Annotated in this window: 19 protein-coding genes; all 19 read left to right on the forward strand. The window is 45.9% G+C overall.

Annotation, left to right across the window (positions count from 1 at the left end; all coding sequences use genetic code 11):
- The first annotated feature begins 70 nt into the window (after positions 1-70).
- The 19 genes from K5Q92_RS09540 (at position 71) to K5Q92_RS09630 (ending at position 20815) form a co-directional block, all read left to right on the forward strand.
- A complete protein-coding gene (locus K5Q92_RS09540) occupies positions 71-904 on the forward strand; it encodes a protein-glutamate O-methyltransferase CheR (RefSeq protein WP_220768775.1) in 834 nt (277 codons plus the stop codon).
- A 164-nt stretch (positions 905-1068) separates the two neighbouring features.
- Positions 1069-1467 carry a flagellar basal body rod protein FlgB gene (gene flgB, locus K5Q92_RS09545; RefSeq protein ID WP_220768776.1) on the forward strand — a complete coding sequence of 133 codons (399 nt, stop codon included), beginning with the start codon at positions 1069-1071 and terminating at the stop codon, positions 1465-1467.
- Between the two features lie 2 nt (positions 1468-1469).
- On the forward strand, positions 1470-1886 hold the full coding sequence (gene flgC, locus K5Q92_RS09550) for a flagellar basal body rod protein FlgC (protein ID WP_220768777.1): 417 nt from the start codon (positions 1470-1472) through the stop codon (positions 1884-1886).
- Positions 1887-1911: 25 nt separating this feature from the next.
- On the forward strand, positions 1912-2724 hold the full coding sequence (flgD, locus tag K5Q92_RS09555; RefSeq protein ID WP_220768778.1) for a flagellar hook assembly protein FlgD: 813 nt from the start codon (positions 1912-1914) through the stop codon (positions 2722-2724).
- Positions 2725-2812: 88 nt separating this feature from the next.
- Positions 2813-4174: a flagellar hook protein FlgE gene (flgE, locus tag K5Q92_RS09560; RefSeq protein WP_220768779.1), complete on the forward strand. Its 1362-nt coding sequence runs from the start codon at positions 2813-2815 to the stop codon at positions 4172-4174.
- Positions 4175-4652: 478 nt separating this feature from the next.
- Positions 4653-5396: a flagellar basal-body rod protein FlgF gene (flgF, locus tag K5Q92_RS09565; protein WP_220768780.1), complete on the forward strand. Its 744-nt coding sequence runs from the start codon at positions 4653-4655 to the stop codon at positions 5394-5396.
- A gap of 10 nt (positions 5397-5406) precedes the next feature.
- The gene (flgG, locus tag K5Q92_RS09570; protein WP_220768781.1) at positions 5407-6195 is read left to right on the forward strand and encodes a flagellar basal-body rod protein FlgG; all 789 of its coding nucleotides are present in this window, start codon (positions 5407-5409) and stop codon (positions 6193-6195) included.
- A gap of 22 nt (positions 6196-6217) precedes the next feature.
- A complete protein-coding gene (gene flgH, locus K5Q92_RS09575; RefSeq protein WP_220768782.1) occupies positions 6218-6892 on the forward strand; it encodes a flagellar basal body L-ring protein FlgH in 675 nt (224 codons plus the stop codon).
- Positions 6893-6932: 40 nt separating this feature from the next.
- Complete coding sequence (locus tag K5Q92_RS09580) at positions 6933-8024, forward strand: flagellar basal body P-ring protein FlgI (RefSeq protein WP_220768834.1); 1092 nt, start codon at positions 6933-6935, stop codon at positions 8022-8024.
- 28 nt (positions 8025-8052) lie between these two features.
- Positions 8053-9162 carry a flagellar assembly peptidoglycan hydrolase FlgJ gene (gene flgJ, locus K5Q92_RS09585; protein WP_220768783.1) on the forward strand — a complete coding sequence of 370 codons (1110 nt, stop codon included), beginning with the start codon at positions 8053-8055 and terminating at the stop codon, positions 9160-9162.
- Positions 9163-9205: 43 nt separating this feature from the next.
- Positions 9206-11128 (forward strand): flagellar hook-associated protein FlgK, encoded by a 1923-nt coding sequence (flgK, locus tag K5Q92_RS09590; protein WP_220768784.1) that lies wholly within the window; start codon positions 9206-9208, stop codon positions 11126-11128.
- Positions 11129-11186: 58 nt separating this feature from the next.
- Positions 11187-12389: a flagellar hook-associated protein FlgL gene (flgL, locus tag K5Q92_RS09595; RefSeq protein ID WP_220768785.1), complete on the forward strand. Its 1203-nt coding sequence runs from the start codon at positions 11187-11189 to the stop codon at positions 12387-12389.
- 283 nt (positions 12390-12672) lie between these two features.
- Positions 12673-13857 (forward strand): flagellin, encoded by a 1185-nt coding sequence (locus tag K5Q92_RS09600; RefSeq protein WP_220768786.1) that lies wholly within the window; start codon positions 12673-12675, stop codon positions 13855-13857.
- Between the two features lie 1088 nt (positions 13858-14945).
- Positions 14946-16127, forward strand: coding sequence for a flagellin (locus K5Q92_RS09605; protein ID WP_220768787.1), 1182 nt, complete (start codon positions 14946-14948; stop codon positions 16125-16127).
- Positions 16128-16324: 197 nt separating this feature from the next.
- A complete protein-coding gene (locus K5Q92_RS09610; protein ID WP_220768788.1) occupies positions 16325-16750 on the forward strand; it encodes a flagellar protein FlaG in 426 nt (141 codons plus the stop codon).
- A gap of 54 nt (positions 16751-16804) precedes the next feature.
- Complete coding sequence (gene fliD / locus K5Q92_RS09615; protein ID WP_220768789.1) at positions 16805-18166, forward strand: flagellar filament capping protein FliD; 1362 nt, start codon at positions 16805-16807, stop codon at positions 18164-18166.
- Between the two features lie 115 nt (positions 18167-18281).
- Positions 18282-18662, forward strand: coding sequence for a flagella biosynthesis chaperone for FliD, FliT (locus K5Q92_RS09620; protein WP_220768790.1), 381 nt, complete (start codon positions 18282-18284; stop codon positions 18660-18662).
- A 6-nt stretch (positions 18663-18668) separates the two neighbouring features.
- On the forward strand, positions 18669-19070 hold the full coding sequence (gene fliS, locus K5Q92_RS09625; RefSeq protein WP_220768791.1) for a flagellar export chaperone FliS: 402 nt from the start codon (positions 18669-18671) through the stop codon (positions 19068-19070).
- A 311-nt stretch (positions 19071-19381) separates the two neighbouring features.
- The gene (locus K5Q92_RS09630) at positions 19382-20815 is read left to right on the forward strand and encodes a sigma-54-dependent Fis family transcriptional regulator (RefSeq protein WP_308443582.1); all 1434 of its coding nucleotides are present in this window, start codon (positions 19382-19384) and stop codon (positions 20813-20815) included.
- The last annotated feature ends 202 nt before the right edge of the window (positions 20816-21017 follow it).

A 21017-nucleotide genomic window follows, 5' to 3' on the forward strand; every position in this document is an offset into this window, starting at 1 on the left:
GTTCGCTTTTTGGCTGTGGTTAACACCTTTGAGCCTGTGCGGTTTGTTTTATTGATATTAGGATAATAGAGTGACGAATAAATCTCTTGCTGAGACTGAGTACAAGCAATTTAGATTATTCTTAGAACAGCACAGTGGTATTGTGCTGGGAGAAAATAAGCAGTATTTGGTGCGAAGCCGATTAGCGCCTCTAATGGGCAAGTACAACTTGCCTTCCTTATCTGAAGTCGTAAAACAATCGATGAAACCTACTGAGCGCCAGTTGCGTACAGAGGTTATCGATGCCATGACCACCAATGAAACCCTATGGTTTCGTGACCGTTATCCTTTCGAGTTATTGTCTAACAGCATTTTGCCGTCTTTTGGGCGCTTAGGGCGTCCGGTAAAGATATGGTCTGCGGCTTGTTCATCAGGCCAAGAGCCATATTCTCTAGCCATGAGTATCATAGAGCATCAGCAACGTAAACCTGGTGGCCTACCAGGTAATGCCAGTATTTTGGCTACGGATCTGTCGCCATCGATGCTCGAACGTTGTAAAAGTGGCGAGTATGATAATCTTGCCCTAGGACGAGGTCTGTCGGATGAGCGTAAGCGTCAGTTTTTTGATCTTTTGCCCTCGGGTAACATGGTGATTAAAGATAACGTTAAGCGCTTAGTCAATTTTCGAGCGCATAACTTACTTGAGAGTTATAGCTTACTGGGTAAGTTCGATATCATTTTTTGCCGTAATGTATTGATCTACTTTTCACCTGAGGCAAAGCGGAAAATACTGCGGCAATTTGCTGCCGCATTGAATCCTAACGGCATACTGTTTCTTGGTGCATCCGAGTCTATAGCTGGCCTTTCTGATGAATTCGATATGATCCGTTGTAATCCTGGGATCTATTATCAAAAGCGAGTTTAGCCCCGCTTTTTACCGCACCAGCAAACTAAACGCGCCGAGTATGGCGCGTTTTTTTATGGTTGAATTTTCTCTCTAATCTTATTTCTCTACAAAATCTCTCACTGTCATAGTGATTTGGCATAACTATTGCTTTGATTCAGGCATAGATCTGAGGAGGCAATTTTATGGCGATTAGTTTCGATAAAGCATTAGGAGTTCATCAATACACTTTGGGTGTTCGTTCCCAACGTGCAGAGGTCCTATCTTCAAATATCGCCAACGCCGATACGCCAGGCTATAAGGCTCGTGATGTCGACTTTTCTAAAGCAATGAGCGCTGCTCAATCTCAGCAATCTGGTCTTGCTATGGCGAAAAGTGACAGTAAGCATTTCGATATGGCTGCATTAACTCAACAGCATCTTGGCTATAGAGTGCCAAATCAGCCAGATACTGGCGACGGCAACACTGTGGATATTCAGCAGGAGCAGTCTGCTTTTATGCAAAACGCACTTGAATATCAGATGTCACTGGGTTTTCTTGACGGTAAGTTCTCAGGTATGAAAAAAGCGATTAGAGGCGATTAATTATGAGCTTATTCAATATTTTCAATGTAGCGGGTTCTGGCATGTCGGCTCAGTCAGTCAGACTTAACACTACAGCCAGTAATATCGCCAATGCAGACTCAGTGTCGAGTAGTGTTGGAGAAACTTATCGCGCCCGTCATCCCATTTTTGAGGCTGAGATGAGTAAAGCTCAGCAGCAACAGGGTGCTGCACAATCTGTTGCGGTAAAAGGGATTGTAGAGAGTGATTTACCCCTAAATAAAGAGTTTGCGCCAGATCACCCAATGGCGGATACCGATGGCTTTATCTATAAGCCAAATGTGAATGTGATGGAGGAGATGGCTAACATGATTTCCGCCTCTCGCTCTTACCAAATGAACGTACAAGTCACTGAAGCTGCGAAATCAATGCTTCAGCAGACACTTAGAATGGGCAAATAAACTCAGTGAAAGCTGGAGGTAAATTTTGAGCCTTATTAATCCGCTCACCGCAACGCAGACGGCACCAGGGCAGCCTCAACAGGCTAATGCTATTTCGCCGCAAACTGCACAGGCAGCGACTCAGAGTTCGGTGGCATCGGCGACCAACACTGAACAGACATCAACGGGGAATCCGTTTCTTGATGGTCTTCGTTTACCTGAAGAGAGCTCTATCCCTGAGCCTAATAACCAAGAGTTGACGCAAGAGGATTTCTTTTCGTTATTGAGTCAACAGTTGTCGATGCAAGATCCCTTTAAGCCTGTTGAGAATGATCAAATGATCCAGCAGATGGCTTCTTTCTCAACAGTAGATGGGATCAGTAAGCTTAATGAAGAGATTATCAATCTGAATGCGCTAACCAGCTCGAGTCAGGCGCTGCAGGCTTCTGGTCTTGTTGGTCAGAAGGTACTGATTCCGTCTGACACGGCTCATATCTCAGCCGAAGATCCGACTATGAAGGGCATTATCAGTACCCCTTCGCCAATCGAGTCCATCACTGTTCGCATTGAAGATGAGAAAGGTCAGTTGATCACGACTTACAATGTGGATGGAAGTGCTGGCGGCAACATTGATGTCAGCTGGGATGGTCTAGATAAGAATGGCGAGCCAGTCGCTGAAGGTAATTATACCTTCAAGGCCAGTGGCAAGGTTGATGGCACCAGTGAAGAGTTGCCGGTATCGACTTATGCCCACGTTACCAGTGTTTCACTGGGAACAGCCGCAACAGGCGCCATCTTAAACCTACGTGGTGTTGGCGGCATTAAGATAAGTGATGTATTAGCGGTGTCAGAGACTTAATTGCTAGACAGATATTTTCAGGGGCGTTTTTTTACTCAATAAGCAACAAACGTCTTGAAATCGAATTTTATAAGGATTGAGGTGAATCATGTCATTTAACATTGCATTGAGCGGTATATCGTCTGCGCAAAAAGATCTAAATACAACGGCAAACAACATCGCAAACGTTAACACCACAGGCTTTAAAGAATCCCGTGCGGAATTTGCGGATGTGTATGCAAGTTCAATTTTTGCCAACAGCAAAACCACAGTTGGTGGTGGTGTGGCAACTAGCCAAGTGGCGCAGCAGTTCCATCAGGGCAGCATGCAATTCACCAATAACTCGCTCGACATGGCGATTAATGGTGGTGGCTTCTTTGTGACCTCATCAGAAGTGGGCTCACAAGATCACTCATACACTCGAGCTGGCGCGTTCAAGTTTGACTCAAATAATTACATTGTTGATTCAGCAGGTAACTTTTTACAAACATTCCCTGTAGATAAAGATGGTAATTCAACATCGGTAAGTTTAACGACCACTAAGCCAGTGCAGATCCCAGATACTGCCGGTAGCCCAGTTAAGACCGATAATGTCGGTATTCAGATGAACCTCAATGCGGGAGAGTCAACGCTTGATCCTGCCGCTTTTGATCCCGATGATCCAGATACGTTTAACAACTCAACTTCGGTGACAATTTACGACTCGCTAGGTGAGCCACATATTCTGACTTCTTACTTTGTTCGTCCACCAAATGCAGCGCATACAGGCGAGAGTAACTGGGTGGCATTCTATGCAGTCGATGGCAAGCCTGTAGACTTAGACCCAGCTGCTGGTGAGTATGATGTCGATACCAATGGCGATGGTACGGTTGATGGTCAAGCGAGTGCTGAAAACGCCGCTGGTTGGAAAGGCGCCGCAATTTCGTTTAACGATACTGGAGCGTACACAGGCAGTAACCCTGCGGTTATCTCAACTGTGCCTCTAGGTGTGGGGGGCGCTAACGTACTGGGGCCTGGTGCCGACGGTAGTCAGACATTGACCCTGAATTTTAATAACCCGACGCAGTACGCCTCACCATTTGAGGTTACCGAGCTAACTCAAGACGGTACAACGGTTGGCCGTTTAACTAACGTGGAAGTGGGCGCAGATGGCCTGATCAATGCGAGCTACAGTAACGGCTCTACCGTGCCATTAGCACGTGTTGCCTTAGTGAGCTTTGCCAACGAGCAGGGACTGTCACAGGCGGGTAATACCTCTTGGAAGGCGAGCTTAGATTCAGGTCCAGCGTTAGCGGGTGAAGCAAACAGTGGTACTTTTGGTAGCATCCGTTCATCGGCGCTTGAGCAATCAAACGTTGATTTGACCACTGAGCTAGTGGATTTGATCTCGGCGCAGCGTAACTTCCAGGCTAACTCAAGAACCCTAGAAGTGAACAACACGCTACAGCAAACTGTTCTGCAAATTCGTTAATCTTTAAAAGCTAAGAAGGGCGCCTCGCTGCGAGAGCGCCCTTCTAGATCCTAGGGCGGACTTCGTCCTTCGAGGGCGCTACGCTGCTAGGAGGTGACTTCGTCACTGCGAGAGCGTCGCGCTGCGACTTCTAGATGCTATAAAAGCAAATACGCTGTTGTTTTTTGCTTTTGACTTCCTAGCAGGCCGAAGGCCGTTCTCGAAGCGAAGCGCTCTAGCCGTGAGCTTGCGAACGTCCTAGGTCCTAGAACCTTCTTTAAAAGTAGGTCGGCATTGTTGCCGTCGCTTTAATCTATTAAGTCTTTTCCGAAAGCGAAGCGTTCCGTAAGGCCGCAGGCCGTTCCCCCGTTCTTGTTTTTCCGTCTCAGCTTTTTCTAGAACCTTTCTTTGCCTTTCCTAGCACCTAGTACCTTCTTTATCTACTTTGGCACGATGTTTGCTTTTTATTTCCTTAGACGGAAGTTTGACGGAGTATTAAGTGGACAAATTGCTCTATGTCGCGATGAGCGGCGCTAAACAGAATATGAATTCGTTGGCTGTCAGTGCCAACAATTTAGCCAACGCCAATACCGATGGCTTTAAAGCCTCACTTTCGCAGGCGCGCTCGATGCAGGCGTTTGGCGAGGGCTTGCCTACGCGTGTGTTCTCCATGACCGAAACTCCGTCAGCTAACTTTGCAAGTGGGCCAATAAAAACAACCGGTCGTGATTTAGACATTGCCGTAAAAGGTGATGGTTGGATTGCGGTGCAAGCTGAAAATGGCGGTGAAGCCTATACCCGTTCTGGCAGTTTGCGTTTTGATACTACCGGCGTTCTGCGTAACGACAGAGGCACGGCGGTGATGGGCGATAATGGTCCAATTGTGTTGCCGCTGCCGATTGAAAAAGTTGAGATCTCCCAAGACGGTATCGTATCTGTGCGTCCATCGGGTGCAACGGCAGAAGTGATTGAAGAGGTTGCTCGAATCAAACTGGTTAATCCGGGCAATGAGAATTTAATGCGTGGGGAGGATGGTCTGTTTCGCCTGATGTCTGGTGAAAACGCACCTGCCGATCCTAGCGTAGGCCTGCTAAGTGGCGCTGTCGAAGGCAGTAACGTCAATGCAGTTCATGAGATGGTATCTATGATTGACCTACAGCGTCAGTTCGAGATGCAAGTGAAAATGATGAAAACAGCAGAAGAGAACGATCGCGCGTCCTCTTCCTTAATGCGCATAAGCTAGGAGATAAACTATGCATCCCGCTTTATGGATAAGTAAGACTGGTTTAGACGCTCAGCAAACAGATATTTCTGTTATCTCAAATAACGTGGCGAATGCCAGCACCGTAGGTTTTAAAAAGAGTCGTGCGGTATTTGAAGACTTGCTCTACCAAAACGTCAATCAAGCTGGTGGTATCAGCGCTTCAAACACTAAGTTGCCTAACGGTTTGAGTATCGGTGCGGGTACCAAGGTTGTGGCGACCCAAGAGATGTTTACCCAAGGTAACATGCTAACCACTGATAACTCATTGGATTTAATGGTTGAAGGCCCCGGCTTTTTCGAAGTGCAGTTGCCTGATGGTACTGCGGCTTATACCCGTAATGGTCAGTTCAGTTTAGACGACACTGGCCAGATTGTGACACCGGGTTCGGGTTATGTGGTGCAGCCATCCATTACTATTCCCGATGATGCAACCAGCATTACGGTATCTGCAGAAGGTGAAGTTTCAGTAAAGACCCCCGGCAATGCCGAGAACCAAGTGGTGGGTCAGCTCGCTATGTCGGATTTTATTAATCCATCGGGGTTAGATCCTATGGGGCAAAACTTGTATTTAGAAACCGGTGCGAGTGGCACACCTATTCAGGGCACGGCATCGCTCGATGGTATGGGAGCTATTCGCCAAGGGGCACTTGAAACTTCAAACGTGAACGTGACCGAAGAGTTGGTGAACTTGATTGAGAGTCAGCGTATCTATGAGATGAACTCGAAAGTGATCTCTGCGGTCGATCAGATGCTGTCTTACGTTAACCAGAATCTTTAAAGCATTTTAAGAGGCATTAACTATGAATCGTTTGTGGATTTTTATCCTTATGGCGGCGATGTCGGGCTGTAGCGCAACCAACGAGAAGCCGATTGCTGACGATCCATATTATGCGCCAGTTTATCCTGAAGCCCCGCCGACTAAAATCGCCGCGACTGGCTCTATGTATCAAGATAGTCAGGCATCTAGTCTCTATTCTGACATTAAAGCCCTTAAGGTGGGTGACATCATTACTGTGATGTTAATGGAGCAGACTCAGGCGAAAAAGAGTGCCAATAATGAGATTAAGAAGGGAACCGATCTCTCTCTCGATCCCATCTATGCGGGTGGCGGTAATGTCACTATTGGTGGCAACCCCATCGACCTTCGTTACAAAGATAGCATGAACACCAAGCGTGAATCCGATGCCGACCAAAGTAACAGCCTATCGGGCAGCATTTCGGCGAATGTGATGCAGGTACTCAATAACGGTAACTTGGTTATTCGTGGTGAAAAGTGGATAAGCATCAACAATGGTGATGAGTTCGTTCGGATCACCGGGATTGTGCGCGCTCAAGATATTCGACCAGACAATACTATCGATTCGCAGCGAGTGGCAAACGCGCGTATTCAGTACAGCGGAACCGGTACGTTTGCCGAGGTGCAAAAAGTGGGTTGGTTAGCTTCGTTCTTCATGGGCAGCTGGTGGCCATTTTAGGCTGAGATCGTAACTTAGATCTGGGTAAGGATTCAGTATGATGAAATTAAAATTGGTTTTGCTTTGTGCCATCTTAGCCTTGAGTGCACCGGTACAGGCGCAGCGGGTTAAGGACATCGCCAACGTGCAAGGTGTTCGTAGTAACCAGTTGATTGGTTACGGTTTAGTGGTGGGTTTACCGGGGACAGGTGAAAAGACGCGCTACACTGAGCAGACCTTTAAAACCATGCTAAAAAACTTCGGCATTAATTTGCCGGACAATTTCAGACCTAAGATCAAGAACATTGCCGTGGTGGCGGTGAGTGCTGATATGCCGCCGTTTATTAAGCCGGGCCAAACCTTAGATGTGACCGTTTCAAGTTTGGGCGAGGCAAAAAGCCTGCGAGGGGGCATGCTACTGCAAACTTTCCTAAAGGGTGTTGATGGGAATGTTTATGCCATCGCTCAAGGTAGTTTGGTTGTCAGTGGCTTTAGTGCTGAGGGGATGGATGGCTCTAAGGTTGTGCAAAACACACCAACAGTTGGACGTATTCCCAACGGCGCGATTATAGAGCGTACGGTGGCAACACCGTTTTCAACTGGCGATCACTTAACCTTTAACCTGCGCCGTGCGGATTTTTCAACGGCGAAGCGTTTAGCCGATGCAATTAATGATCTGTTAGGCCCAGGTATGGCAAGACCCCTAGATGCGACATCGGTGCAGGTTAGTGCTCCACGAGATGTCTCTCAGCGAGTATCCTTTTTGGCAACATTGGAAAACATTGAAGTTGAACCTGCTTCAGAGTCTGCCAAGGTGATCGTTAACTCACGTACCGGTACGATCGTTGTCGGCCAAAACGTCAAATTATTGCCAGCGGCGGTAACCCATGGTGGCCTTACCGTGACTATTGCCGAGGCAACACAGGTTTCACAGCCAAATGCGTTCGGCAATGGTCAGACAGTCGTAACGACTGACAGTACTATTGATGTGGCCGAAGAGGATAGCCGCATGTTTATGTTTAACCCCGGCACTACGCTAGATGAGCTGGTTCGTGCGGTTAACTTGGTCGGTGCTGCCCCCTCTGATGTACTTGCTATCCTTGAAGCGTTAAAGATGGCAGGAGCTTTGCATGGTGAACTGATAATTATCTAAATATTGTCGGTTTGATTGGAAAGGTGTCATGGAAAAGCTGTCGAACGCATCGCAATTTCTGGATCTTGGGGGCTTGGACTCATTAAGATCCAAGGCTCAAAATGATGAAACCAGTGCGTTAAAAGAGGTTGCTCAGCAATTTGAAGGGATCTTCGTACAGATGCTGATGCAAAGTATGCGTGACGCCAATGCTGTGTTTGAATCTGACAGCCCAATGAACAGCCAATACACCAAGTTTTATGAGCAGATGCATGATCAGCAGATGTCGCTCAATCTTTCAGGTGAAGGTATGTTGGGGTTGGCCGACTTGATGGTGCAGCAGTTAGATCCTGCTAATAGTCCTATGACCCCAGCCTCAGTGCTACGCGGTGATATCAACGGCGATTCAAAGGCCGCAGCACTCACCATGGATAGACTAGGCACACTGCAGATGCCGACTTCTCGTGTTGTAACTTCTGACGCTATGGCAGCTCAAGCTTTACCGAACCAACTAGGACAGACTCAGGGTCATGCAGCTCAAGCTGCTAATGCAGTTCAAGCAACGTCTGCACCTACTTTTAGTGCCAAGACACAAACATTAGATTCAGTTTTGAGTGGCAAAGTATTGCCGTCTGCGGCAGTCAATGCCGATAAGTCTCAAGCAAACTTTACCAGCCAAGATGAGTTCGTGGCACGTTTATATCCTCATGCACAAGAGGCGGCGCAAAAACTGGGTACCACACCTGAAGTGTTGATAGCGCAATCGGCGTTAGAAACGGGTTGGGGTCAGAAAATGGTGAAGGGCTATCAAGGCCAGCAGAGCAACAACCTGTTTAACATTAAAGCCGACAACCGCTGGCAAGGTGATAAAGCGTCAGTCAGTACATTGGAATATGAGCAAGGTATAGCGGTTAAGCAGCAAGCGAACTTTCGAGTGTACGATGATATCGGCCAAAGCTTTAGTGATTTTGTCTCCTTTATTGCGAATGGTGAGCGCTATCAAGACGCAATGAAGCAGGCGGCCAACCCTCAAGCCTTTATCCGTTCTTTGCAGGATGCAGGTTACGCAACCGACCCTAAATATGCCGATAAGGTTATACAGGTCATGAAAACCATTACTCGAGACTTTAAAGATGTCTTACAAGGGGTTAAGCAATGAAGTATAGATTTGTTCAATCTCTTGCAACAGGGAGCCAGTACTCATGTCTTTAGACTTAATGAATATAGCCCGTACGGGCGTACTGGCCTCTCAGTCACAGCTGGCGATAACCAGTAATAATATCGCCAATGCCAATACTGCCGGTTATAACCGCCAGGTGGTATCACAGTCTGCGCTAGATTCGCAGCGCATGGGTAATGACTTTTACGGCGCCGGTACCTATGTCTCTGATGTAAAAAGAGTCTATAACGATTATGCCACGCGGGAACTTCGCATTGGCTCCACGGCTGTCAGTGAATCGCAAACTACTTTTGGTAAAATGAGTGAGCTTGATCAACTGTTCTCACAAATCGGCAAAGCGGTTCCGCAGGGGCTAAATGATTTCTTTGCTAGCATGAACGCTCTGGCTGATATCCCTAATGATTTGGGACTGCGTGGTTCGATGTTAACCAGTGCTAATCAATTGGCTAATAGCGTTAATCAGATGCAGAGTCATCTTGATAGCCAAATGACGCAGACTAATGATCAAATTGCAGCCGTTACCGATCGAATTAACGAGATCAGTAATGAACTTGGCAGTATTAACCGAGAGCTGATGAAGTCTCAAGGTCAAGATATGCAATTGCTAGACAAGCAAGATGCACTGATCTTAGAGCTGAGTGAGTATGCCTCTGTCAACGTTGTACCGCTAGAGTCTGGTGCTAAGAGCGTTATGTTAGGCGGTTCTATCATGTTGGTCTCCGGTGAGATGTCGATGCAAATGGGGACAGTACAGGGCGATCCATATCCCAACGAGCTACAGATCACCGCACAATCTGGCAACAAGAGTATGATCGTTGATGCCAGCAAGTTAGGTGGTCAATTAGGTGCTCTGGTTAATTATCGGGACGAAACACTTATTCCATCGCAGATGGAGCTAGGGCAATTTGCCTTAGGTGTTAGTGATGCATTTAACCAAGCCCAAGCTCAAGGTTTCGATCTTAATGGTCAAGTTGGGGCTAACATCTTTACCGACATTAACGATCCCTCAATGCAGATTGGTCGAGTTGGCGCGTTATCAAGTAATACTGGCACTGCCAATTTGAGCGTTAATATTGATGATGTGGGTAACTTAACTGGCAGCAGTTATGAGCTTAAGTTTACAGCACCATCGACCTATGAGCTAAAAGATGCCGCTAGCGGCAATATTACGCCGCTGACGTTAAATGGCACTAAGCTTGAAGGGGCTGATGGTTTTAGTATCAATATCGATGCGGGCACATTAGCATCCGGTGATACCTTTGAAATTCGTCCTACATCTGGCGCAGCATCTTCCATATCGGTTGAGATGACTGATCCTAAAGGCATTGCTGCGGCAGGCTCTAAGATTACTGCTGATGCGGCAAACACAGGCAATAGCCAAGTTAGCCTCGTGAGTATCGATGACAGAACCGCTGCGAACTTCCCTGTTACGGGCTCTGAGCTTACCTTTGAAATCGATCCGGCTGCTACGCCACCCACATTTGAAGTATTTGATGCCGCAGGTACATCACTTGGCGCCGCTGCGCCATACACCCCGCCCAATATCAGCGCTCATGGTTTCACTTTTGAAATTGACTCTACTGCGACCACTGCACAGAAGTTTACTTTCGATTTGTCATTCGCCGAAGGTGATAACACTAACCTAGTGAACATGGCCAAGTTAAATGAGGCCAAGTTGATGAATGGCGGTAAAACAACACTTACCGATGTATTTGAAAATACAACTGTGAATGTGGGGAGTAAGACTAAGTCGGCTGAAATGTCGATGGGCTCCGCCGAAGCTATTTACAATCAAGCCTATACGCGGGTTCAAAGCGTTTCCGGAGTTAATCTTGATGAAGAAGCGGCAAATCTGATGCGCTTTCAACAGTCTTACCAGGCATCGGCGAGGATCATGACCACCGCCAATGAAATATTTAACACACTATTTAGCTCACTGCGTTAACACTGAACGCTTAAAGGTTTGAGACAAAACTTGGACTCAGGATTTAGGAATTAGAATTATGCGAATTTCTACCGCGCAAATGTTTCATCAAACTAGCAGTAATGTGTTAAAAGGCCAGTCTGCTACCAGTCAGATCTTAGAGCAATTAGCATCAGGTAAAAAAGTCAATACCGCTGGCGATGACCCTGTTGCTGCAGCTGGAATTAATAATCTAAATCAGCAAAGCGCGTTAACCAGTCAATTTTTAAAGAATATTGATTACGCTACAGGCAGCCTTGCGGTGAGCGAAAGCAAAATCGGCAGCGCCGAAACGTTAATACAAAGTATGCAAGAGGGAATGCTTCGTTCTGTAAACGGCACATTGACAGATGCCGATCGGCAAACTATTGCCGATGAGATGCGTAGCAGCCTAGAAGAGTTGATGTCTATTGCCAATAGTAAAGATGAATCAGGTAACAATCTGTTTGGTGGCTTTAACACACAAGGTGACCCATTCTCTTTTGATAACAATGGCAAAGTGGTGTACAGCGGTGACTCAGGAATCAGAGATACCATAGTGGCCTCTGGCGTAACTGTAGGCAGTAATATCCCCGGTGACAGTGTTTTTATGAACGCAGCCAATGCATTAGGGGATTACAGTGTCAATTATTCGGCGGCTCAACAAGGTAGTTTTACCGTTGAAAGTGCCAACGTCATTGATGCCACGTTACCAGTGGCGGGTGACTATAGCTTTGCCTTTGCTGATGACGGCGCAGGCGGACTAGAGTTGAATGTGACCGACTCTCTAGGTGTTGTCACGACCATTCCAAATTTTGACCCAAGTCAGCCCGTGACTGTCGACGGCATTGAATTGCAGTTTAAAGGGACACCAATTGCCGGTGATACTTTTTCAATGTCGCCAGAAACCCAATCAAACATATTCGACACCTTAAACAGTGCCATTTCTCTACTTGAAGATGGTGCAAAGCTTAATAGCCCTCAGGGGCAGTCTGAAATGGCGCAGTTATTAAATAATGTCAATAGCGGGCAAGAACTGATGGCAAACAGTCGCAGTGTTGCGGGTAATAGTCTAAAGAGCTTAGAAAGCTATACCAGTAGCCACAAAGAAGACCAATTGATTAACCAGTCGGCTTTATCACTACTTGAAGACTTAGATTATGCCGAAGCGATCACTGAGTTTGAGAAGCAACAACTGGCGCTAAATGCGGTCTCTAGTGTGTTTAGCAAGGTGGGCTCGACTTCGCTGTTTGACTATATATAGGGCCAGGACCTAGAGCACCGACTTAGCCTTTAACGTCTCATTTTTCGAGTTTTTAACAAAGTTGGCACGAAAAAAGCATTGATAATTTGTCGTTATAAATTATTTGACACTGCAAGCCTAAATTTAGCCTGCAGTTTATTGGAATTACTGCACAGCTAAATGCTTAATGATGAGACAAGGGAGTCGGATTCATTTTAAACAGCAGTAAGCCATACAAGTTTTACTATTAACAATTTTAGCCAAGTATCTAGTCTTGGCGACCAACTAAGAAGAGGATTACAAGATGGCTATTAGCGTTAATACTAACGTCACATCGATGAGAACGCAGAACAACCTAAATAGCGCCAACTCGAGCACGCAAACCTCGATGGAGCGGTTGTCTTCAGGTCTACGCATCAACAGTGCGAAAGACGATGCTGCTGGTCTACAGATCTCTAACCGTATGACCAGCCAAATTAACGGTATCGGTGTGGCAATGCGTAACGCCAACGACGGTATCTCTATTGCGCAAACTGCAGAAGGTGCGATGCAAGAGTCGACTAACATTTTGCAGCGTATGCGTGACTTATCACTGCAATCGGCAAACGGATCAAACTCTGTAGAAGATCGTGAAGCGATGCAAAAAGAGATGACGTCACTGCAAGCTGAATTAACCCGTATCTCAGATACCACCTCTTTTGGTGGACAGAAATTGTTAGATGGCAGTTACGGCACACAGAACTTCCAGGTTGGTGCAAATGCCAATGAGACCATCTCATTAACTCTGTCTGACATCTCAGCAGATCAGTTGGGTACATCGGGTAAAACAGTAGCTGGTGCATTAACGGCTGCAGAAATTACAGCAACAGTTACTGGTGGTACAGGTAGCGGTGAAATTGCATTCTCATATACGCCTGCTGGCGGGAGTGCAGAAGCAATTACAGTTGACTTAACTGGTGTAACGGATGCTGACACTATGGCTGCTGCAATTAACACAGCGCTAGGCGGAGCAAGTACGAGCACTGGTGTTATTGCAACCTCTGACGGTACTGATGTGACCTTTGGTGGTGTTGCGAATAACGGTGACACCTTGACCATGACGAGAAAAATCGATGATGGTACAACGACTGCACCTACTACACCGTTAGCGTTAGGTGCAGATGACTCACAACAGACGACAATCGATGGTATCAACTTGACCACTGAGGCGGGTGCACAGAGTGCCATAGCAACGATTGATGCGGCAATTACTCAGATTGATAGTCAACGAGCTGACTTAGGTGCGGTGCAAAATCGTATGAGTTTTACCATCAATAACCTCAGTAACATTCAGTCTAACGTATCTGATGCACGTAGCCGTATTCAGGATGTCGACTTTGCCAAAGAAACTGCCGAGCTGACTAAGCAGCAGATTCTATCGCAAACCTCTTCAGCAATGCTTGCACAGGCTAACCAGTTGCCGCAAACAGCCTTGTCACTTCTAGGTTAATACTGAATAGATTAAGGCAAAGACTTAAAGAGGAACGGCCTGCGGATGACGGAACGCTGCGCTTACGTAAAGCAAGTCTAGCGCGACTTTGTCGCTGCATGGTAAGGGTTGAGAAGACTCTAGGGCGTGACTTCGCCACGGCGAGAGCGTCACTCCGCTCCTGCTAGATGCTATAAAAGCAACAGCAAGACCCTTAGTGGGTTTAGCTGTTGCTTTTTTCTTTCCATGGCAACAGTTCAGCTCTAGTTTTTATCTCTTTTACCTATTAACACCTCCCCCTTAGTTGACTTAATCTTGCTACTGCCTTTCTTGGGGCTGCGCAGCCGACTGTGCCCTCTGTGGTGAATAGGCTTTAGCTTTTTGGTTTACAGCGTTTAAGAGAGATTTGTTACCACAAAGGCTTCGCTTTCACGGAGGACACGAAGAAGTGTGGGAAGCGAAAGACTAGGGCATTTTTCTAGAATTCGTGACTGCTTTTCTTCGTGTAGCGGAGCCCTCTGTGCCCTTCGTGGTGAATAGGCTTTTTGTTTAAGAGCTAATTTTTACCACGGAGCGTTTTGCTTTCACGGAGGACACGAAGAAGTGTGGGGAGCGAAAGACTAGAGCATTTTTCTAGATTTGTGACTGCTTTTCTTCGTGTAGCGCAACCCTCTGTGTCCTTCGTGGTGAATAGGCTTTTTGTTTAAGAGTTAATCTTAACCACGGAGCGCTTTGCCTTCACGAAGGGCACGTAGTGGAAGTGCATTCAATAGCCTTTATTGCTAGGGGGAACCTACAGTTTTGCTTGTATCGCAGGGCGGAGCCCGCTCTCGCCGTGGCGAAGCCGCGTCCTAGCAGCGAAGCGCTCTAGCATCTAACACATGACACGCTGGTGAGTTGTAAGTTGTTGATTTAAATGCTTTAATTGTCAACCTTTTCCATTTAGCAAAAAAAAACAAAAAAAAGTCTAAAGCTTAAAATCCCTCTGCCGTTATATATATTGTAACCAAGATGATTCGCCTGACTTTACCAAGACAGGCATTAATTAAAGCACTGTAATTAAACCATTGTTTTAGTGCAGTCTAGAGTAAGGTAAGAGGGAATTAATAATGGCTATTTCAGTAAACACTAACGTGACATCAATGCGGGCACAGGGCAACCTAAACAGTGCCAACTCTAACGTACAAACCTCAATGGAGCGTTTATCATCAGGTCTGCGCATTAACAGCGCGAAAGACGATGCGGCGGGTCTACAGATCTCGAACCGTATGACCAGCCAAATTAACGGTATCGGCGTTGCAATGCGTAATGCTAACGACGGTATCTCTATCGCACAAACTGCTGAAGGTGCGATGCAAGAGTCAACTAATATCCTGCAGCGTATGCGTGACCTTTCTCTACAGTCGGCTAACGGTTCAAACTCTGCCGATGACCGTGCAGCGATGCAAAAAGAGATTACATCACTTAATGCTGAATTGACCCGTATTTCTGATACCACCTCATTCGGTGGTCAGAAGTTACTTGACGGTACTTATGGCACGCAGAACTTCCAAGTAGGTGCCAACGCTAATGAGACCATCTCATTATCTCTGTCTGACATCTCAGCAGATCAGTTAGGTACATCGGGTAAAACAGTAGCTGGTGCATTAACGGCTGCAGAAATTACAGCAACAGTTACTGGTGGTACAGGTAGCGGTGAGATTGCATTCTCATATACGCCTGCTGGCGGGAGTGCAGAAGCAATTACAGTTGACTTAACTGGTGTAACGGATGCTGACACTATGGCTGCTGCAATTAACACAGCGCTAGGCGGAGCAAGTACGAGCACTGGTGTTATTGCAACCTCTGACGGTACTGATGTGACCTTTGGTGGTGTTGCGAATAACGGTGACACCTTGACCATGACGAGAAAAATCGATGATGGTACAACGACTGCACCTACTACACCGTTAGCGCTAGGTGCTGATGATTCTGGTAGCGTAACAGTTAATGATATCGACTTAACCACTGAAGCGGGTGCTCAAAGCGCGATCTCAACTATCGATGCGGCAATCTCACAAATCGATAGTCAACGTGCAGACTTAGGTGCGGTGCAAAACCGTATGAACTTTACCATCAACAACCTAAGCAACATTCAGTCTAACGTATCTGATGCACGTAGCCGTATTCAGGATGTCGACTTTGCCAAAGAAACTGCCGAGCTGACTAAGCAGCAAATTCTATCGCAAACCTCTTCTGCAATGCTTGCACAGGCTAACCAGTTACCGCAAGCAGCACTATCACTACTATAAGGTTCAAAGTGAAAGCTTTGTTTTTAAGTAGGATGATGACTCAGTATTGCTGATGTTATAAGGGAGGGTCGTAATCGGCTCTCCCTTTATTGTTTAGTATCGGCTCACATTTATTAGGTCACGAGATAAGTCACTAATTAAATGACTAAAAGCAGTGACTAAAAGTCATAGGAAATCTAAAACACAGGAGTGAAGAGATGGATGTCAATGTAACTAATAACCCTGTAGCCACTATCCCACCTGTAGCAGTTGACGTTGCCGTTTCCGCGCAGAGAGATAGCGCAAATAAAGCGAGTGAATTAAGTGGTGTTCGCTCTGTTACTCATGTCAATGAGATAAATGCTGCCGATAAGGGCGATAAATCAGAAGAGTCATCACAGAGTGAGTCAGTTGAACAGATGGAGTCTGTCGTGATCGAGTTATCTGATATGATGTCTATGCTGCGAAAAGGGCTGGCTTTTAAGCTTGATGAGTCTTTAGGAGAGCAGGTTGTTAGTGTGGTTGATATCGACACTGGCGAACTCATTAGACAGATCCCTAACGAAGAAGCGTTAGAATTGGCTGTAAAATTGCATGAAAAAATAGCTGAAATGGATGGCTTGTTGATGTCGACTCAAGTGTAGTCGAGCACTAACGTTCAAATTAATCAGAATTTATAGTTTTAAGTTGAGGTTGTCATGGGATTAACATCGGTTGGTATTGGTTCTGGAATGGATATCAATGGCATTGTGTCGGCGCTGGTTGGGGCTGAGAACGATCCAAAGGTTGCCAAGTTTGATGCCGATGAGGGCAGACTTAACGCTCAAATATCAGGAATTGGCTCACTAAAAAGTGCGTTAACAGAGTTTCAAGATAGCCTCGAAAAGCTTACGGATCCAGATACCTTTATTGCCCGTAAGGTTGAGTTATCTAATAAAGATTTTATCAGTGCAACAGCGGATGAAACTGCTGTCGCCGGTAGCTATAAAATTGAAGTTGAACAATTAGCTGAAAGTCAAAAAATTGGCTCTGCAGCAGTGGCAGATGCGACAGCGGCCTTAGGTGAAGGCTCGTTGACTTTGGGTGTTGACGGTAAAGATTTTACTATTAGCGTTGAAGCCGGTGATTCCCTCGAAACCGTAATGCAAAAAATCAATGATGCCGAAGATAACGTTGGTGTTACCGCGACTATCATCAATGGTGATAATGGCCCTCAATTAGTAATGACATCAGATGAAACCGGTACGGCTAATAACATTACCGTCACTGCAACTGACACTGATGGCGGTACAGGCTTGAGTGACACTTTTACCATGACAGAGCTTAGCGCGGCGAAAGATGCAGTGTTGTATGTCGATGGTTTAAAGGTGACGTCGGGCAGTAATGAAGTCGAGAACGTGATTACCGGTGTGAGTTTAACCCTTAAAGATGAAGACCTATCTAAAAGTACTACGCTAACCATCTCCCCCGATACCGATTCAGTAAAGAAGAGCGTAGAGGGCTTTGTTGAGTCTTATAATGACCTGATGGGCACGATTTCAGACTTGTCGAGTTATGATGCTGAAACAGAAACTGCCGGTATTTTACAGGGTGACTCGATGATCCGTAGTATTCAGAGTCAGCTACGCGGTGTGTTATCGAGTAGCTTCGATACCGCTGATGGCACTACTATGCTGGCAAATATTGGTGTTAAAACCACTCAGCAAGGCACACTTGAAATCGATGAAGATATTTTAGATAAAGCATTAGATTCTGATATGTCGCAAATTCGCGAGATGTTTAGCGCAGAAGACACTGGGCTTGCTGCCAAACTGGACGGTTTGGTTGAAACTTATGTGCAGTCGGGTGGAACCTTAGATAGTCGCGACGAAACTTTAGATAATCAAGTCGACCGTATCACTGATAGCCGTGAGCAATTAGCACGCAAGATGGCGGCGTATGAAACTCGTTTGTTTGCTCAGTTTAATGCTATGGACTTAATGGTCGCGAGTCTGAACCAACAGTCTAGTGATCTGTTCAATCGTCTCAATTCTCTGCCTGGAATGGTGCCACAGGATTAGGCGTTCTGTCGGATATTGTTCAGTATCTTTTGCCCGTTTACACTTGTATGGTCAAAGGCGTTAGCTAGGCTACGCCTTTGTTGCCTATCAGACCTAGCCAGATGAGAGTCACTCGATGACAAATTCACAGAAAGATTCACCAGAGTTTAGCTCACAATTAAACACGCAAACCCTCCCGATTGAGTTATCAAAAATCGATAGTGCGTTATCAGAGCTTTTAGGTAATTTAGAAAAAACGCTGTTTGAGGATGATGAAAGTGACACCTTGGTATCTAAATTGCAGGAAAGTATCGGTGCCCGTCAAATTTTGATTGCTCAAATAGTGAAAGATGACCAATTTCAAGATAGGTCTTATCTACAACAACTTGCAGAGCATACGCAAAGTATCGAGTCGAGAGCACGCAAAGTCCTTGCCGATCGAGAAGCTTTATTAGGGGCATTACGTAAGGGCAGACGTCAAACAAATCTTTACAAGACAATTGGTTCAAATAGGTAGGTATTTATGAGAGGTTCGCTTCAATCATATCGTAAGGTCTCGTTAGATAGCAGTATTGCTGTGGCTTCACCGCATAAGGTCATTCAGATGATGTTTGCCGGAGCTTTAGAGCGCTTAGCTCAGGGGCGCTATGCCATTGAGCAGAATAACCTTGAGCTTAAAGGCGTGAGTTTAGGCAAAGCGATAAGTATTGTCGCTGGCTTAAATAGTAGTTTGAATATGGAAGCCGAAGGTGATGTTGCTGGCAATTTAAGTGCTCTTTATGACTTCATGTTGCAGAGGATCAGCGATGCAAATGTGAATAATGATGTCAAAGCGATCGATGATGCAAGCGATATCTTGCGCACTATCAAGGAAGCGTGGGATACAATCCCTAGCGATCTGCATGAGTTAACTTCACAGAACTAATTGTTTTATTTAGACGTTGGCTTAGATTTTCGTTCGTTGTTTAATAGGAGTGTTAATGCACTCCTTTTTGTCACCCGTCAAAAATACGTCTAACTACTGATTGTAAAGTAGAGTTTTTAACCTAAAACTTAGTCTGCTCCTCATAAAATTCATCAGGGGCTTGCTAATAACGGGCTGATAATACACTATTCTATTTGGTAGATATTTGATAATCAGCATTAGATAACTACTGGCTTGAAAAATTAGCTTTAGAAAAGCAACGAACACCAATAATTAATGCGCTGAAATATTTGAGCCTAACGGCCTTCGGAATGATGCAAACAGATCAACGAATTCTACTTGTAGGTAACCAGTCTGAGCGAATTAATCGCTTGTCGTGCGTATTTGAGTTTTTAGGAGAGCAGGTCGAGTTGATCGATTTCGATAAACTTGAGATGCATACTAAACAAACTCGCTTTCGCGCGATTGTTTTACCTTCTGAGAACCAACCTAAAGAACTTATTCAGTCTTTGACTGGTATGCTCCCTTGGCAACCTTTTTTGATGCTAGGGGAAAGAGACGACATTAAAGCGTCGAATATTCTCGGCTGCATCGAAGAACCTTTAAATTATCCTCAATTAACTGAACTACTCCACTTTTGTCAGGTTTATGGGCAGGTTAAGCGCCCAGAGATCCCAACTAGTGCGAATCAGACTAAATTATTTAGAAGTTTAGTGGGACGTAGCGAAGGCATAGCTAATGTTCGTCACCTGATTAATCAGGTGGCAGGTTCTGATGCCACAGTGCTCATACTTGGCCAGTCCGGTACAGGTAAAGAGGTTGTCGCTCGCAATATTCACTATATTTCAGATCGCCGTGATGGGCCGTTTATTCCGGTTAACTGTGGGGCTATTCCCCCAGAACTATTGGAAAGTGAACTCTTCGGCCATGAAAAAGGCTCGTTTACCGGTGCCATTAGTGCCCGCAAAGGCCGCTTCGAGCTTGCAGAGAAAGGCACACTGTTTCTCGATGAAATTGGCGATATGCCACTGCAGATGCAAGTTAAGTTATTACGTGTTCTGCAAGAGCGTATGTTCGAGCGTGTCGGTGGCAGTAAGTCTATCTCTGCCGATGTGCGAGTGGTCGCTGCGACCCATAGAAATTTAGAAACCATGATTGAGAAAGGGGATTTTCGAGAAGATCTCTATTATCGCCTGAATGTGTTTCCAGTCGAAATGCCCGCTTTGTGTGAGCGCAAAGAAGATATTCCGCTGTTGTTACAAGAGTTAGTCAGCCGAGTGTATAACGAAGGACGAGGTCGTGTTCGTTTTACTCAGCGCGCAATCGAGTCGCTGAAGGAGCATGCTTGGTCCGGTAACGTGCGTGAGCTGTCGAATCTGGTTGAACGTTTAACGATTCTTTATCCTGGCGGCTTAGTCGATGTCAATGATTTGCCTATAAAGTATCGCCATATCGATGTGCCTGAGTATTGTGTCGAGATCAGTGAAGAGCAGCAGGAGCGTGATGCTTTAGCTTCTATCTTTAATGATGAAGAGCCAATTGAGATCCCAGAAACGCGATTCCCAAGTGAACTGCCACCTGAAGGGGTAAACCTTAAGGACTTACTGGCAGAGCTTGAAATCGATATGATAAGACAAGCGCTCGATCAGCAAGACAGCGTAGTCGCTCGCGCCGCAGAGATGCTCGGTATCCGTCGTACCACCTTAGTTGAAAAAATGCGTAAATACGGCTTGAGTAAAGATTAGGGCTAAAAGATAGGTTCTAGGGCGTTCGCAGGCTCACTTCGAGGGCGCTGCGCTTCTAGATTCTAGGAAAAGCACAAGCTAAGACGGTTAAAGCTGAGACGGTTAAAGCTGAGACGGTTAAAGCTGAGACGGTTAAAGCTGAGACGGTTAAAGCTGAGACGGTTAAAGCTGAGATGGTTAAAGCTGGGACGGTTTAAGCAAA

The sequence above is a fragment of the Shewanella sp. MBTL60-007 genome (assembly GCF_019654915.1).
Taxonomy (GTDB): Bacteria; Pseudomonadota; Gammaproteobacteria; order Enterobacterales; family Shewanellaceae; genus Shewanella.